This window comes from Dechloromonas sp. A34, assembly GCF_026261605.1.
Classification (GTDB): domain Bacteria; phylum Pseudomonadota; class Gammaproteobacteria; order Burkholderiales; family Rhodocyclaceae; genus Azonexus.
Map to the genome: position 1 here is coordinate 2390928 of NZ_CP102486.1, position 13722 is coordinate 2404649.

Genomic DNA, 13722 nt, shown 5'->3' on the forward strand with positions numbered 1-13722 from the left:
TATATATCAAAGTCTGAGAGAGGCAGCTATAGTATTTAGTTCCTCGCTTGACTCCTCAAGTACTGCGGCAAGTGCGTTATCGGCGATGACCTGCCCGGCCAGGGCAAGCATTTCCGAATGTTCGCTGCTCGATATGGCCGGTTGCAATGGGTTGGTGATGGGCGTCAGGCAATTGGCAAGAAATAGTGTGTCGGCCAGACTCTTCGGGGGTAATGTCACATTCCCTTGCCATTGGGCCCGGACGGCTGTTGCAATGTCGTCCGGGACGGCAAGGGCACGCAATACGGCGTCGCCGACCAGTGCTTCTCCGCCTGCTGCCCACGTTTCGTTGCCGCCGATGTCAATGAGATCGGGGTAGGCGGACGCCCGAGAAATCAGATAGAAACCACCTACCTCATGGACAATTCCGGCAAACATGGCCATGTCTGGATTCTGATGGCTGACCCGTCGTGCCAGTACGTAGCAGAGGGCTGCAACGTGGGAACTGTGCTCCCATAGGCGCGACGCGAGGGTTTCGTGTGCCGCCGTTGGTGTTGCTGAAATCTGCCGCATGATCAGGCCGGTCGACAAGGCGCGCACCAGATTGATGCCGAGTCGTGTCACGGCAGAGCGGATATCCGATATCGGTTTTCCGGAACGGTTGAAGGCCACCGAGTTGGCAACGGCGACAATCCGGGATGCCAGCAAGGGCTCTGCCTGGACAACTTTGGCCGCCTTCTCGAGATGAATGTCCGGGTCATCGAGCGCCAGGCGAACCTGTAGGGCGACATGGGCATGGGTCGAAAAGACCAGTTCCCCCTGTTCCACTTCGGCGATCAGTTTACGGAGCGACTCTTTGCTTTCCATTGCCGGTATCTCTGTCCATGAGCATTTGGGCGTGGTCGGTTACCGGTCGACGCCTGCGCAGACGGCCTTTCCATCGTCCAGAAGGGCCATGGTAAGCGAAGATGCAGACGATGCGATAGCTCTGCACTGCTTGTCCGGATTTGTTCCCTGCTAATCGAGGCTTCTAAGCGTCGTCCGGATTCTTCGTTGGCTGGCCGCCGCCCAATTTGCTGGCGAGAAACTCGTCGTAGCCCTTGCTGACCAGTTCGTAGGTTTTCATAACGCCGCTTTCAATATCCCCGCCAAAGACTTTTAGCCCTTGCAGGATATCTTTCGCTTCATTGAAGCCTTTTTCAAAGCCGCCGCGAATCAACTCGACAAAGTCTTTAGCGAGCTGCCCTGGGTCGTCGTCGGGGTGTTGTGCGGCGTAGGCGTCGAAAAAACCGGTCGATAACGACACAATGCGCTCGGCGGTAGCCTCGGGTGAGTTGTCATCGCCCATCTTTGCCTGAATCGCATCCGGGCCGAGTGTCGGGCTCAGCAGTTCATTGATCCGCTCGATGGCGCTGCGAAACAGCAATGTCTGCGACTGGTCACCGGCCTTCAGCGAGACCTCTGCCGAGGCTTGCAGAATCTGCACATTCAATTCATCGCGGGCATTGCTCCTGTTATCCGAGGCGTTAACCCGTTCGCTTCCGGAGCGGGTCGTGCCCCGGGATTGCTCAGCCTGCGGTAACGCTGAAGTCCGATACAACTGGGTGCTTGCTGATGGATTGAGCATGGCTACATCCCCGCTATTTAAACGCCGAAAATACAAGCGGTAACTGCTTCGCGATTGCCACTTGCGTAGGCCGTACAAACTCATCTTAGGTCACCCTGGACAAAGAGCTAGCGCCGGCGTGCGGGTGCATGGCCGTTGCCAGTCGGTTTGTCGTGACCTGGAGACGGCATGAATCGCGTGAAAACAGGTACTTGCCAATTGCTTGGGTAGAAGTGTCGGCATATGGCGACAGCGGGCCGCTGCTTTCCGGGAATGGGTTTGTAAAACCATATTAAAATCAGTTGCTTAGGTTGTGGCACGTCGCTTGCTGAGTAGTGACGAGTTGAATCTCCCGGCGAGACCTACATGACCATGAATTTCACTGCCCTATCCGCTTTATCAATCGTCATCCTGGTCGGCCTAAACCTGGCTGCCTGGCTACAAATTCTCAAGCTGAGGCGTTCGTGGAGAAATCCGGTTGCCGCCGACAATGCCTATCTGGGCCTGCAACTGTCGGACTTTTCCAAAGATCAGCCTCCCTCCGTGCTGAAAGACCACGACGAGATCGATCCGCTGACCGAGGCGGAAATCTATGTCATCTACGGGCGACGGGGTGATGCGCAAAAGGTGCTGGAGTCTGGTCTTCGGCGTGGGCGAATTTCAGCCGATGAAGTCACGATGTTCTGGGCCGAACAGGAAGCCCTAAGCCATAAATGAAGTCACTCCGAACTGTTGAACCAGAGGTGTTTTGAATGAAGCGTTGTTCCCTGAAGCTGCTTTTGTCTGCTTTCGCCATCGCCATTTCGCTGCCGGCATTTGCCGACCGCGACGACCATGAACGACATGGCCGTCGGCACTATCGTGATCACCACCACCACGATCATCATTATCGGGGCGGTTATCGGGAGTCGCCTTGCCGCGTCGAGGGCTGGTATGGCCGTGGCGGCCGCTATCGCGAGCGGCAGGTTTGCCGCGAAGATCGCGTCAGGATATCGGGGCCGGCAGTTTACTTGCCGCCGCCCCCTACTGTCTTCCTGCAACCCCCTTCTGTCGTGATTCAGCCACCAGGCGTCTTCCTGCGCTGAGCAGGCAGAGGATCCACCCATACGCACTGCCGCACCATCGAGATGCCCTATAATTCGTCCGTTGGCGATTCAGGTGTGATCGACGATAAGGCCTGATTTATTGGTGTACTTTGGGTTCTCCAAAGAAACAAAAAATCCCGCGCTCGACGCGGGTTTTTATTTTGTCGGTTTGAAAATGGATTCCTACGCAATTCTCGGCATACCGCAGGGGGCTTCTCCAGCTGATATCAAGCGGGCCTATCGTCGCCTGGCAATGCGCTGGCATCCGGACCGCAATACCGATCCCGGGGCGACCGAGCGTTTCAAGGCGATCCGCGGAGCGTACGACTATCTGATGGTGGTCGAGCCAGCGGACGAAGCCGGCGATACCGAGAGTGAAGCCGAGACTGAAGCCGAATCCGAGGCTGCGGAGGAGGTCGCCAAGGCCGCCGATATTCGCCTGAATCTGGAAATAGGCTTGGAAGAGGCGGCTGCCGGCTGTAGCAAGACCATCGTCTATACCCGTGGCAAGGCCTGCCCGACCTGCGACGGTTCGGGTGAATACGGGATGTCCCGGACACGTTTTTGTCAGGCCTGTCATGGCAGCGGGCGGGTCCACGACGCCAGACGCGTCCTGGTTCCCTGTCCGGATTGTGCCGGGCGCGGCTTTTTCAGCGAACGGATTTGTCCGGATTGTTCAGGCAGTGGGCGCGAGACGGCCAACGTCAGTCTTGAAATCAGGGTGCCTCCGGGCATGCTGGCGGGAGACGAGTTGCGCCTGGCGGGGCAAGGCGAACCCGGCAATGACGAATTGCCGGCTGGCGATCTCTATCTGACCATCGTGATCCGTTCGCATCCGCTGTTTGAACTGCGCGGACGGGATTTGTATTTCAGTATGCCGGTGAGTGCCCTGCAGATGTTGGCCGGTGGCGAGATCGAACTGCCGACCCTGGGCGGTGTCTTATCGCATCGGTTGGCGGCAGGCCGCCCAGAGCGCAGCGAACTGCGTCTGGTCGGCAAGGGCTACCCGGGGCGTGGCAAGAACCCGCCCGGCGATCTGGTCGTCGAATTGCAGCCGGTCTTCCCGCAGCAGCTCAAGGCGGCCCAGCGCAAGCTGCTGTTGCAGGTCGACGGGGCGCTGATGGGCAATCTTGCCGAATGTTTTCCCGAGATTGCCGCCTGGCGCCAGGCCAACGATCTCGACTGAGCGCTGCCGCCCAGGCAGGGCGGCAGTGTCGGCTGAGAGGAGGTGATGCAATGACCAAGCGAATCCGGATCATCGGTGCCGCCAGTGGAATCGGTGCCCAGGATCGGGCCTGTGCGGACGGACCGGTGGCCTACCATCGCTCACAGGCCTGGCATGAGTTGGAACACCATCCGCAAGTCGATTGGGGCCGCACCCTGTTTGCCCCCGAGGGGCCGGGGATGTCCGCGGCCGGGCGGATCGCTGGCCTTTGTCGACAATTGGCGGACGAGGTGGACCTGGCCTTGCGGGCCGGCGAGTTTCCGCTGGTGATCGGTGGCGATCATTCCGTCGCCATCGGCACCTGGAGCGGCGTGGCGCGGGTGGCCGGGGCGCCGGTTGGCCTGCTCTGGATCGATGCCCACCTCGACAGCCATACCCCGGAAACGAGCTACTCCGGCGCGATTCACGGCATGCCGATGGCCTGCCTGCTGGGGCGGGGCGACAAGCGGCTGCTCAATATCGGCTTGGTGGGGCTACAGGTCAGTGCGCCCCACACGGTGGTACTGGGGCCGCGTAGCTACGAGCCGGAAGAGATCGAGTTCCTACAGCAGATGGGCGTGCGGATCATCGATAGCGACGAGATTCTGGGGCGGGGCTTTGCCGCTTGTCTCGACGAAGCAGTGGCCATCGTAGGCGGTGCGCCGAACGGCTTCGGGGTGACGCTCGATCTCGACGCCATCGATCCCGGACTGGCGCCGGGCGTCGGCAGCCCCGAGCCGGAAGGCTTGTGGGATGGCGATGTGCTGGCCGCCGTGCGGCGTCTGTCGGCTCTGCCCGGCCTGCGCGCGCTGGAAATCGTCGAATACAACCCGGACCGCGACAGCCAGGGCGTCACCGCGGATTTGATCTCGGATCTAATTGCTGAAATCCTGCCCGCTGTGGCGGGCTGAGCCGGCTCAGGGCTTCGGCTGCGGGTTGAAGCGGTAGCGCCGGGCGACGTCGGCCGCCGCCATCGGCTGCAGTGGGATGCCGTGCCAGGTAATGGCGCTGGTCGTACCGTGCATCAGGTCGAGCAGGGCCTGTTCGTCGGCGGGCAGATGGCGCGCGTCGAGGCATTCGCCGAGAAAGGCGGGGAGGTCGCGGTCGTCGAGCAGGCCGATGCCGAGCCCGGTTTCGAGCAGGATGCTGCCTTCATCATCGAGGAAGATGGCCTGCGGCTGTCCCGCCGGCTGGCCGGTATGACTGACGAATTGCTCGCCGTCGCGCCGGAAGACCCAGGGCGTGTAGGCGAGACTGACGAAAACCCGTTGCGGGCCGTTTTGCAGAAACCAGCAGCCTGATTCGTCACACCCGTACTGCCGGTTGATGAAGGCAATCAGGCCGCTGTGCGTGACGCGCTCTCCCTGCAGTCGCCAGTCGCCCCGCCGATCGAGCAACAACCAGTCGTAACAGGCGGGGACGTTGGGCCACTTGGCGATGGCAGAGAGATCGACGGTCATCAGTCGGCGTACGCTTCCATAGGCGGGCAGGCACAGTTCAGGTTGCGGTCGCCGTACACATCGTCGATGCGATTGACGCTCGGCCAGAACTTGTTGGCCGCCACCCAGGGCAGCGGGAAGACCGCCTGCTGGCGGCTGTAGGGATGCTTCCACTCGCCGTCGATGACATCCGCTTGGGAATGCGGGGCATTCTTCAGCGGATTGTTGTCGGCAGTCCAGACGCCGTTCTCGATCTGGCGGATTTCCTCACGAATGGCGATCAGAGCGGCGATGAAGCGGTCCAACTCGGCCTTCGATTCAGATTCCGTCGGCTCGACCATGATCGTGCCAGCCACCGGGAAGGACACTGTCGGCGCGTGGAAACCGTAGTCCATCAGGCGCTTGGCGATGTCGGTTTCGCTGATCCCGGTCGCCGCCTTGAGCGGGCGGATGTCGAGAATGCACTCGTGGGCGACGCGGCCATTCTTGCCGAAATAGAGCACTGGGTAGTGGTCGTTCAGCTTCCTGGCGACGTAGTTGGCATTCAGGATGGCGACCTGGGTCGCCTTCTTGACGCCGGCACCGCCGAGCATGGCGAGGTACATCCAGGAAATGGTCAGGATCGAAGCCGAGCCGAAGGGGGCGGCGGAAACCGCACCCTGGCCGCCATGCGGGCCGTCGATCGGGGCCACGACATGGTTGGACATGAAGGGGGCGAGATGGGCCTTGAGACCGATCGGGCCCATGCCCGGTCCGCCGCCGCCATGCGGGATGGCGAAGGTCTTGTGCAGGTTCATGTGGCTGACGTCGGCGCCGATGAAGCCGGGCGAGGTCAGGCCGACCTGGGCATTGAGGTTGGCGCCGTCCATGTAAACCTGGCCGCCATATTGGTGCACGATGGCGCAGATGTCCTTGACCGCTTCCTCGAACACGCCATGCGTGGACGGGTAGGTGATCATCAGACAGGACAGGTCGTTGGCGTGTTCCTCGGCCTTGGCCCGCAGATCGGCGACATCGACGTTGCCGCTGGTATCGCAATCGACGACGACGACCTTCATGTTGGCCATCTGGGCGGAGGCCGGGTTGGTGCCATGGGCCGACTTCGGGATCAGGCAGACATTGCGGTGTTCTTCGCCGCGGCTGGCATGGTAGCGGTCGATCGCCACCAGGCCGGCGTACTCGCCCTGGGCGCCGGAGTTCGGCTGCATGCAGATGGCGTCGAAACCGGTGACGGTCTTCAGCCACTCGGTCAAGCCGGCGATCATCTCGTGATAGCCAACTGCCTGGTCGCGCGGGGCGAAGGGATGCAGGCCGCCGAATTCCGGCCAGGTGACCGGGATCATCTCGCTGGTCGCGTTCAGCTTCATGGTGCAGGAACCGAGCGAAATCATCGAATGGTCGAGTGCCAGATCCTTGTTCTGCAGCGACTTCAGGTAGCGCAGCATCTCGTGTTCGGTGTGGTGCGTGTTGAATACCGGGTGCTGCAGGATGGCGTCGCTGCGGAACAGGGCGGCCGGCAGGGCCGGGTCGGCGGCGGCGACCTGGGCGTCGATGGACTCCATGTCGAGCGTGACCTGGGCGATCAGCTTGAACAGCACGGTCACATCATTGCGGCTGGTCGTTTCGTCGAAGGCGGCGCCGAGTACTCCGGCCGAAACGCGACGCAGGTTGTAGCCGGCGGCCAGCGCGTCGTTGTAGACCGCTTCGGCGCGGGCGCCGAGGTCGAAATGCACGGTGTCGAAGAACTGCTTGGTCAGCACCGTAACGCCGGCCCGCTTCAGGCCTTCGGCGAGGATCGCGGTCAGCCGGTGAATGCGGCCGGCGATGGTCTTCAGGCCCTGCGGGCCGTGATAGACGGCATACATGCCGGCCATGTTGGCCAACAGCACCTGCGAGGTGCAGATGTTGGAATTGGCTTTTTCGCGGCGGATGTGCTGTTCGCGCGTCTGCAGCGTCATGCGGTAGGCGGTGTTGCCGCGGGCGTCTTTCGAGACGCCGATAATGCGGCCCGGCATCGAGCGGACATGGGCGGTGCGGGTGGCGAAGAAGGCGGCGTGCGGGCCGCCGAAGCCCATCGGAATGCCGAAGCGCTGGCTGGAACCGAGGGCGATGTCGGCGCCCATGGCGCCCGGCGATTTCAGGAGCACCAGCGCCATCAGGTCGCTGGCGACGGCGACCGTGGCGCCGCGGGCCTTGAGACTGGCGATGGTCCCGGTCAGGTCGCGGACTTCGCCGTTGTCGTTCGGATACTGGAGCAGGGCGCCGAAGAATTCGTCGTCCTTGAGGCTGTCGGCCGGCGCGATGACCACTTCGAAGCCGAAGTAGCCGGCGCGGGTCTTGACCACGTCGATGGTCTGCGGGAAGCAGGCGCTATCGATCAGGAAACGGTTGGATTTGGACTTCGAGACACGGCGCGCCATGGTCATCGCTTCGGCAGCGGCGGTGGCTTCATCGAGCAGCGAGGCGTTGGCGATTTCGAGGCCGGTCAGGTCGGTGACCATTTGCTGGAAGTTGAGCAGCGCTTCCAGGCGACCCTGGGCGATTTCCGCCTGATAGGGCGTGTAGGCGGTGTACCAGCCCGGGTTTTCCATGACATTGCGCAGGATGACCTTGGGCGTCAGCGTGTCGTAATAGCCCATGCCGATGCAGGACTTGTTGACCACGTTCTTGCTGGCGATGGCCTTGAGGTCGGCCAGCGCTTCGTGTTCGCGGCGCGGGGCCGGCAGCGCCAGGTCGGCGGGCAGGCGGATGGCGGCGGGAACGGTCTGGTCGATCAGCTGTTCCAGGCTGTCGGCGCCGATGGCGGCCAGCATGGCGGCCATTTCGGTCGGGCAGGGGCCTATGTGACGGGCGATGAACTCGTCACGCTGCTCCAGGGCGGAGAGCGGTTGATTGAGCGGCATGGAGAGTCCTCTTAGTGCTCGTCGGCGGCGGCCTGGTAGGCGGCGGCGTCGAGCATCTTGTCGAGGTCGGCGACGTTGTCCGGGGTCATCTTGAACAGCCAGGCGGCGTAGGCATCCTGATTGACCGATTCCGGCGCGTCGGCGGCGGCCTGGTTGACTTCGCTGACGGTGCCCGAAACCGGGGCGTAGACGTCGGCGGCGGCCTTGACCGATTCGACGACGGCGATTTCCTTCTCGGCATCGAAATGGGCGCCGACTTCCGGCAGCTCGACGAAAACGAGGTCGCCGAGGGCTTCCTGGGCGTGGTCGGTGATGCCGACGGTGACGGTGCCGTCAGCGTTGAGCAGCATCCATTCGTGGGAGGCGGTGTACTTGAGGTTGGCGGGAACGTTGGACATGGTTTTCTCCTGAATGGGGGTGAATTAGATGACTGCCTTGCCGTTGCGGGCGAATACGGGTTTGGTGACCTTGGCCTTGAGCAGCTTGCCGCGGATATCGACTTCGACTTCGTCGCCGATGGCCACGCCGAGCGGCAGGCGGGCAAGGGCGATGGATTGCTGCAGGGTCGGCGAAAAGCTGCCAGAGGTGATTTCGCCTTCGCCCTTGGCGGTGACGACCTTCTGGTGGCCGCGCAGCACGCCCTTGTCGAGCAGGATCAGGCCGAGGAAAGCTTTCTGCTGGCCGTTGGCGACCAGGGCGGCCTTGCCGACGAAGTCGCGCTCGGTATTCAGCGACACGGTCCACGCCAGCCCTGCGTCGAGCGGGGAAACCGTTTCGTCCATGTCCTGGCCATAGAGATTCATGCCGGCTTCGAGGCGCAGCGTGTCGCGGGCGCCGAGGCCACAGGGGGCGACGCCGGACTGGTGCAGGGTATTCCACATAGCTTCGGCTTCGCCGGCCGGGAGCATGATTTCGTAGCCGTCCTCACCGGTGTAGCCGGTGCTGGCAATGAAGTACTGGTCTACTTCGGCGGCAAAGAAGGGCTTGAGGTCAACAATGGCCGCCTTGGCCTGGGGCAGCACCGACCACACCTTGGCGCGGGCATTCGGGCCCTGGACGGCGATGATGCCAAGCGCGTTGTCGCCATTGCGGCGCTGGGTGATGGTGACGTCGAGCTTCCACTCGGCGGCCTTGGCCTGCATCCAGGCCAAATCCTTGTCGGCGGTGCCGGCATTGATGACGATGCGGAAACGGGTGTCGGTCAGGAAATAGATGATCAGGTCGTCGATGACGCCGCCGGCCTCGTTGAGCATGGCGGAGTACAGCGCCTTGCCGGAGACCTTGAGCTTGGCGACATCGTTGGCGACCAGGCGGGACAGAAAGGGGCGGCAGTCGGCGCCGATGACGTCAACCGGGCACATGTGGGAGACGTCGAACATGCCACAGTCCTTGCGCACGGCATGGTGTTCCTCTATCTGCGAACCGTAATTGACCGGCATGTCCCAACCGCCGAAATCGACCATCCGGGCACTCAGTGCGCGGTGGGCGGCATTCAAAACCGTTTTCTTCAGCATATCAGTCCTTTGCAGGCGCTTGTTTGCGCCAGTTCTAGAAACGAAAAAGGGGTGAAACGTAAGATCGCATCTTGCGTTTCACCCCTCTGTCCTCGATACCTGAGAGATTTGCCCCATCGGTGGACGCTGTCTACGCCGCTCTCCAGAGTTTTGGAACTTGCGCTCCAGTTCTGCGGTCCTTTTACCTGAGCGTTTTCGGGTGAAATTGCGCCTTCGGCGGCAGACTTAATCTGCGCTCTCCCACAGAACGGGAGGCACTATATCGGGATGCCAGTTCGCTGGCAACCTGCTGCACTGCACAAGGGAACCCGGGCGGCGGCGGCCTTCGTGATAAACTCCCCATTTGCCTTGCATTTGCCATTTGTGACCCCTACTAATTTCGATTTCCACTGTCATTCGATCGTTTCCGACGGCTTGCTTCCCCCGAAGTGGTGGCGCGCCGGGCGGCGGCCAATGGCGTCGACCTCTGGGCGCTGACCGACCACGACGATCTGGGCGGCCAGGCCATTGCCAGGGCCACGGCCGACGAGGTCGGCATGGGTTTCGTCAATGGGGTCGAGATTTCCATCGAATGGAAAGGCGTGCCAATTCATATCGTTGGTCTCGGCTTCGATGTGGCCGACCCGGCCCTGTCCGGCGGCCTCGATGAACTCCGCATCGGCCGTGTCGAGCGTGCCAAGCGCATGGGCGATGCGCTGGCCGCCATTGGCATTCCCGGGGTTTATGAAGGGGCGCTGTGTTTCGTCACTAACCCGAGCCTGATTTCCCGCGCCCATTTCGCCCGCTATCTGGTGTCGATCGGCATTGCCCGCGATGTGTCCGGCGTGTTTCAGCATTACCTGACCCCGGGCAAGCCGGGTTATGTCGATCACCGTTGGGCGACGCTGGCCGAGGCGATTGGCTGGATTACCGGAGCCGGCGGTGTTGCCGTGGTCGCCCATCCCGGTCGATACAAGATGTCGGGTGGCGACATGCGCAAGTTTCTCGACGATTTCAAGGATCTGGGCGGGCAGGGTATCGAGGTTACTTGCGGCAGCCATTCGCCCGACCACGTGATGCATTTCGCCCGACTGGCCAGGCACTATGCCTTCCATGCCTCGCGCGGCTCGGATTTTCACGGGCCGGAAGAAAGCTACGTCGACCTCGGCAAGTTGCCGCAACTGCCGGAAGACCTCAAACCGGTCTGGCGTCTGATCCGTTAATTTATGGCCCGTGTCGTCAATATTCATCCCGAGTCGCCCCAACCACGCCTGCTCGCTCAGGCGGCTGAGTTCATCCGCGATGGTGGTCTGGTCGCCTTGCCGACCGACTCCTGCTACGCCCTGGGTTGCCGTCTCGGCGACAAGGACGCGCTTGATCGTGTTCGCCTGATCCGCCAGATGGATGAGCGCCATCACCTGACGCTGATGGTTCGCGATCTCTCGGAAATCGCCCATTTTGCCCGTGTCGACAATGCCCAGTACCGCCTGCTCAAGGCGACGACGCCGGGCAGCTACACCTTTATCCTCGAAGGCACCAAGGAATTGCCGCGCCGGGTGCTGCATCCCAAGCGCAAGACCATCGGCCTGCGCGTCCCGGCGCACCCGGTGGCGCTGGCGCTGCTTCAGGAATTGAACGAGCCGCTGCTGACCACGACGCTGCAACTGCCGGGCGACGAATTGCCGCTAACCGAGGGCTGGGAAATTCAGGACCGCCTGGACGATCAGCTCGATCTGATCCTCGATGCCGGCCAATGCGGCACCGAGCCGACCACAGTCATCGACCTGACCGGTTCGGTGCCTGAATTGATCCGGGCTGGACGCGGCTCGCTGGCACCCTTCGGACTGGACTGACCCGAGATGATTGAGAGCCTGATCCAGACCATCGCCGTTGCCGCCTTGCCAGTGATTTTCGCGATCACCCTGCACGAAGCGGCGCATGGTTATGCGGCCCGCTATTTTGGCGATCCGACCGCCTGGCAAATGGGGCGCATCAGCCTCAATCCGGTACGCCACATCGATCTGGTCGGCACCATCATCATTCCGGCGGCGATCCTGCTCTTCTCCGGCGGGACCTTCCTGTTCGGCTATGCCAAGCCGGTGCCGGTAGATTTCACGCGCCTGCGCAATCCGAAGAAGGACATGTTCTGGGTTGCTTTGGCGGGGCCAGGGGCCAACCTGTTCATGGCCTTCTGCTGGGCCGCCATGCTTAAGCTGGCCTGGCTGTTGCCGTCCAATATATTCACCGTCCCGCTTTCCGAGATGAGCAAGATCGGCATCGTCGTCAATTGCGTCTTGATGGTGCTCAACCTGTTGCCGCTGCCGCCGCTCGATGGTGGCCGGATTGCGGTCAGCCTTCTGCCGCATCGATTGGCCTGGAAGTTCGCGAAAATCGAACCGTGGGGCTTTCCGATTTTGTTGCTCCTGCTGTTCACCGGTATTCTCAGCACCATCATGAACCCGCTGGTCATTCTTTCGGCGCGGGCCATCGAAGCCATTTTTGGACTTTATTGATCGACTATGTACGCAGAACGTGTTCTTTCCGGCATGCGCCCCACGGGCGCCCTCCATCTCGGCCATTACCACGGGGTTCTCAAGAACTGGGTCAGACTCCAGCATGAATATCCCTGCCTGTTCTTCGTCGCCGACTGGCATGCGTTGACGACGCACTACGACAATCCGCAGGGTATCGAGCAAGCCACCTGGGACATGATCATCGACTGGCTGGCGGCCGGCGTCGATCCGAACCAAGCGACACTGTTCATCCAGTCCAAGGTGCCGGAGCACGCCGAACTGCATTTGCTGATGTCAATGATGACGCCGCTCGGATGGCTGGAGCGCGTGCCGACCTACAAGGACCAGCAGGAAAAGCTGGCCGGCAAGGACCTGACGACCTACGGCTTCCTTGGCTACCCGCTGCTGATGAGCGCCGACATCCTGATCTACCGTGCCGACAAGGTGCCGGTCGGCGAAGACCAGATTCCGCACGTCGAATTCACCCGCGAACTGGCTCGCCGCTTCAATCACATGTACGGCCGCGAACCGGGTTTCGAGGACAAGGCGCGTGAAGCCGTCAAGAAACTGGGCAGCAAGAAGGCGCGTCTCTACGAAGAGTTGCGCGTTCGCTTCCAGCAGGATGGCGACAAGGAGGCGGTCGAGCAGGCCAAGGCCATTCTCAATGAAATCCAGCATCTTTCTGCCGTCGATCGCGAGCGCCTGTTCGGTTACCTCGAAGGTACCGGCAAGATGATCCTGGTCGAGCCTGGCTACCTGTTGACCGAGGAATCCAAGATGCCGGGACTGGACGGCCAGAAGATGTCCAAGTCCTATCACAACACGATCACCCTGCGCGAATCCGAGGAGTCGGTGGCCAAGAAGGTCAAGAGCATGCCGACCGACCCGGCCCGCGTCCGCCGCCACGATCCGGGTGAGCCGACCAAGTGCCCGGTCTGGCAACTGCATCAGGTCTATTCCAACGACGCTTGCAAGGAATGGGTGCAGCAGGGTTGTCGTACCGCCGGCATCGGCTGCATCGAATGCAAGCAGCCGGTCATTGACGGCATCCTGCGCGAGCAGGCGCCGATGCGCGAACGGGCACAGGTTTATCTGGACGATCCGACGCTGGTCAAGAACATCATCGCCGACGGTTGCGAAAAGGCCCGCGAACTAGCCCGCGAAACCATGCGCGACGTGCGCGAGGCGATGGGGCTGGAATACCATTGATGTTCGGATACGACTGGGAGGCCTTGATCTGGATCGCTATCGGTTTTGGCGGCCAGGGGCTGTTCATGATGCGTTTCCTTGTCCAGTGGTGGTCAAGTGAAAAGGAAAAGCGCGTCGTCGTACCGGTGGCTTTCTGGTATTTCAGCATCCTCGGTGGCGTGGTGCTGACCGTGTACGCCATTCATCGTAACGATCCGGTGTTCATCTTCGGCCAGGGGCTCGGGCTGATCATCTATTTCCGCAATTTGCATCTGCACTACAAGGGTAAGGGCCGCGGCGCGGCTTCCTGAG

At 61.7% G+C, this 13722-nt stretch carries 15 protein-coding genes and 2 riboswitches; of the genes, 9 read left to right on the forward strand and 6 right to left on the reverse strand.

Translation table 11 applies throughout. The features are described 5' to 3' along the window. Positions 1–6 precede the first annotated feature (6 nt). Positions 7–846 (reverse strand): HDOD domain-containing protein, encoded by an 840-nt coding sequence (locus NQE15_RS11985; RefSeq protein WP_265941608.1) that lies wholly within the window; start codon positions 844–846, stop codon positions 7–9. A 163-nt stretch (positions 847–1009) separates the two neighbouring features. Further along, positions 1010–1606: a DUF5610 domain-containing protein gene (locus tag NQE15_RS11990; protein WP_265941610.1), complete on the reverse strand. Its 597-nt coding sequence runs from the start codon at positions 1604–1606 to the stop codon at positions 1010–1012. A gap of 345 nt (positions 1607–1951) precedes the next feature. On the opposite strand from NQE15_RS11990, the gene NQE15_RS11995 reads away from it, so the two are divergent. From NQE15_RS11995 to NQE15_RS12010, 4 genes are all read left to right on the forward strand, one after another. Continuing rightward, a complete protein-coding gene (locus NQE15_RS11995; RefSeq protein ID WP_265941612.1) occupies positions 1952–2302 on the forward strand; it encodes a hypothetical protein in 351 nt (116 codons plus the stop codon). 35 nt (positions 2303–2337) lie between these two features. Beyond that, positions 2338–2670 carry a hypothetical protein gene (locus tag NQE15_RS12000; protein WP_265941613.1) on the forward strand — a complete coding sequence of 111 codons (333 nt, stop codon included), beginning with the start codon at positions 2338–2340 and terminating at the stop codon, positions 2668–2670. Positions 2671–2845: 175 nt separating this feature from the next. Continuing rightward, positions 2846–3856 (forward strand): J domain-containing protein, encoded by a 1011-nt coding sequence (locus NQE15_RS12005; protein WP_265941615.1) that lies wholly within the window; start codon positions 2846–2848, stop codon positions 3854–3856. A 50-nt stretch (positions 3857–3906) separates the two neighbouring features. Continuing rightward, complete coding sequence (locus NQE15_RS12010) at positions 3907–4785, forward strand: arginase (protein WP_265941618.1); 879 nt, start codon at positions 3907–3909, stop codon at positions 4783–4785. Between the two features lie 6 nt (positions 4786–4791). On the opposite strand, the gene NQE15_RS12015 is transcribed toward NQE15_RS12010, so the two are convergent. The 4 genes from NQE15_RS12015 to gcvT are packed head-to-tail and all read right to left on the reverse strand — an operon-like array spanning position 4792 to position 9730. Continuing rightward, complete coding sequence (locus NQE15_RS12015) at positions 4792–5334, reverse strand: DUF2946 family protein (protein ID WP_265941620.1); 543 nt, start codon at positions 5332–5334, stop codon at positions 4792–4794. Continuing rightward, the gene (gene gcvP / locus NQE15_RS12020) at positions 5334–8216 is read right to left on the reverse strand and encodes an aminomethyl-transferring glycine dehydrogenase (RefSeq protein WP_265941622.1); all 2883 of its coding nucleotides are present in this window, start codon (positions 8214–8216) and stop codon (positions 5334–5336) included. The genes NQE15_RS12015 and gcvP overlap by 1 nt, the downstream gene beginning before the upstream one ends. 11 nt (positions 8217–8227) lie before the next feature. Continuing rightward, positions 8228–8614: a glycine cleavage system protein GcvH gene (gcvH, locus tag NQE15_RS12025; RefSeq protein WP_265941624.1), complete on the reverse strand. Its 387-nt coding sequence runs from the start codon at positions 8612–8614 to the stop codon at positions 8228–8230. A gap of 24 nt (positions 8615–8638) precedes the next feature. Beyond that, a complete protein-coding gene (gene gcvT, locus NQE15_RS12030; RefSeq protein WP_265941626.1) occupies positions 8639–9730 on the reverse strand; it encodes a glycine cleavage system aminomethyltransferase GcvT in 1092 nt (363 codons plus the stop codon). Between the two features lie 76 nt (positions 9731–9806). Next, a riboswitch (glycine riboswitch) is annotated at positions 9807–9886 on the reverse strand. 7 nt (positions 9887–9893) lie between these two features. Then, a riboswitch (glycine riboswitch) is annotated at positions 9894–9983 on the reverse strand. A gap of 175 nt (positions 9984–10158) precedes the next feature. On the opposite strand from gcvT, the gene NQE15_RS12035 reads away from it, so the two are divergent. From NQE15_RS12035 to NQE15_RS12055, 5 genes are read left to right on the forward strand one after another with little or no spacing between them, the layout of a single operon-like run. Further along, positions 10159–10932, forward strand: coding sequence for a PHP domain-containing protein (locus NQE15_RS12035; RefSeq protein ID WP_323054890.1), 774 nt, complete (start codon positions 10159–10161; stop codon positions 10930–10932). A 3-nt stretch (positions 10933–10935) separates the two neighbouring features. Continuing rightward, positions 10936–11562, forward strand: coding sequence for an L-threonylcarbamoyladenylate synthase (locus NQE15_RS12040; protein WP_265941628.1), 627 nt, complete (start codon positions 10936–10938; stop codon positions 11560–11562). A gap of 9 nt (positions 11563–11571) precedes the next feature. Beyond that, positions 11572–12222: a site-2 protease family protein gene (locus NQE15_RS12045; protein WP_265950262.1), complete on the forward strand. Its 651-nt coding sequence runs from the start codon at positions 11572–11574 to the stop codon at positions 12220–12222. A 6-nt stretch (positions 12223–12228) separates the two neighbouring features. Then, complete coding sequence (locus NQE15_RS12050) at positions 12229–13431, forward strand: tryptophan--tRNA ligase (protein WP_265941630.1); 1203 nt, start codon at positions 12229–12231, stop codon at positions 13429–13431. Continuing rightward, positions 13431–13721, forward strand: coding sequence for a lipid-A-disaccharide synthase N-terminal domain-containing protein (locus NQE15_RS12055; RefSeq protein WP_265941632.1), 291 nt, complete (start codon positions 13431–13433; stop codon positions 13719–13721). Before NQE15_RS12050 ends, NQE15_RS12055 begins: the two co-directional genes overlap by 1 nt. The last annotated feature ends 1 nt before the right edge of the window (position 13722 follow it).

Bases quoted from the DNA above. Each gene is read 5' to 3' on its own strand.
- NQE15_RS11985 (WP_265941608.1), bottom strand. From the start codon at position 846: ATGGAAAGCAAAGAGTCGCTCCGTAAACTGATCGCCGAAGTGGAACAG.
- NQE15_RS11990 (WP_265941610.1), bottom strand. From the start codon at position 1,606: ATGCTCAATCCATCAGCAAGCACCCAGTTGTATCGGACTTCAGCGTTA.
- NQE15_RS11995 (WP_265941612.1), top strand. From the start codon at position 1,952: ATGACCATGAATTTCACTGCCCTATCCGCTTTATCAATCGTCATCCTG.
- NQE15_RS12000 (WP_265941613.1), top strand. From the start codon at position 2,338: ATGAAGCGTTGTTCCCTGAAGCTGCTTTTGTCTGCTTTCGCCATCGCC.
- NQE15_RS12005 (WP_265941615.1), top strand. From the start codon at position 2,846: ATGGATTCCTACGCAATTCTCGGCATACCGCAGGGGGCTTCTCCAGCT.
- NQE15_RS12010 (WP_265941618.1), top strand. From the start codon at position 3,907: ATGACCAAGCGAATCCGGATCATCGGTGCCGCCAGTGGAATCGGTGCC.
- NQE15_RS12015 (WP_265941620.1), bottom strand. From the start codon at position 5,334: ATGACCGTCGATCTCTCTGCCATCGCCAAGTGGCCCAACGTCCCCGCC.
- gcvP (WP_265941622.1), bottom strand. From the start codon at position 8,216: ATGCCGCTCAATCAACCGCTCTCCGCCCTGGAGCAGCGTGACGAGTTC.
- gcvH (WP_265941624.1), bottom strand. From the start codon at position 8,614: ATGTCCAACGTTCCCGCCAACCTCAAGTACACCGCCTCCCACGAATGG.
- gcvT (WP_265941626.1), bottom strand. From the start codon at position 9,730: ATGCTGAAGAAAACGGTTTTGAATGCCGCCCACCGCGCACTGAGTGCC.
- NQE15_RS12040 (WP_265941628.1), top strand. From the start codon at position 10,936: ATGGCCCGTGTCGTCAATATTCATCCCGAGTCGCCCCAACCACGCCTG.
- NQE15_RS12050 (WP_265941630.1), top strand. From the start codon at position 12,229: ATGTACGCAGAACGTGTTCTTTCCGGCATGCGCCCCACGGGCGCCCTC.
- NQE15_RS12055 (WP_265941632.1), top strand. From the start codon at position 13,431: ATGTTCGGATACGACTGGGAGGCCTTGATCTGGATCGCTATCGGTTTT.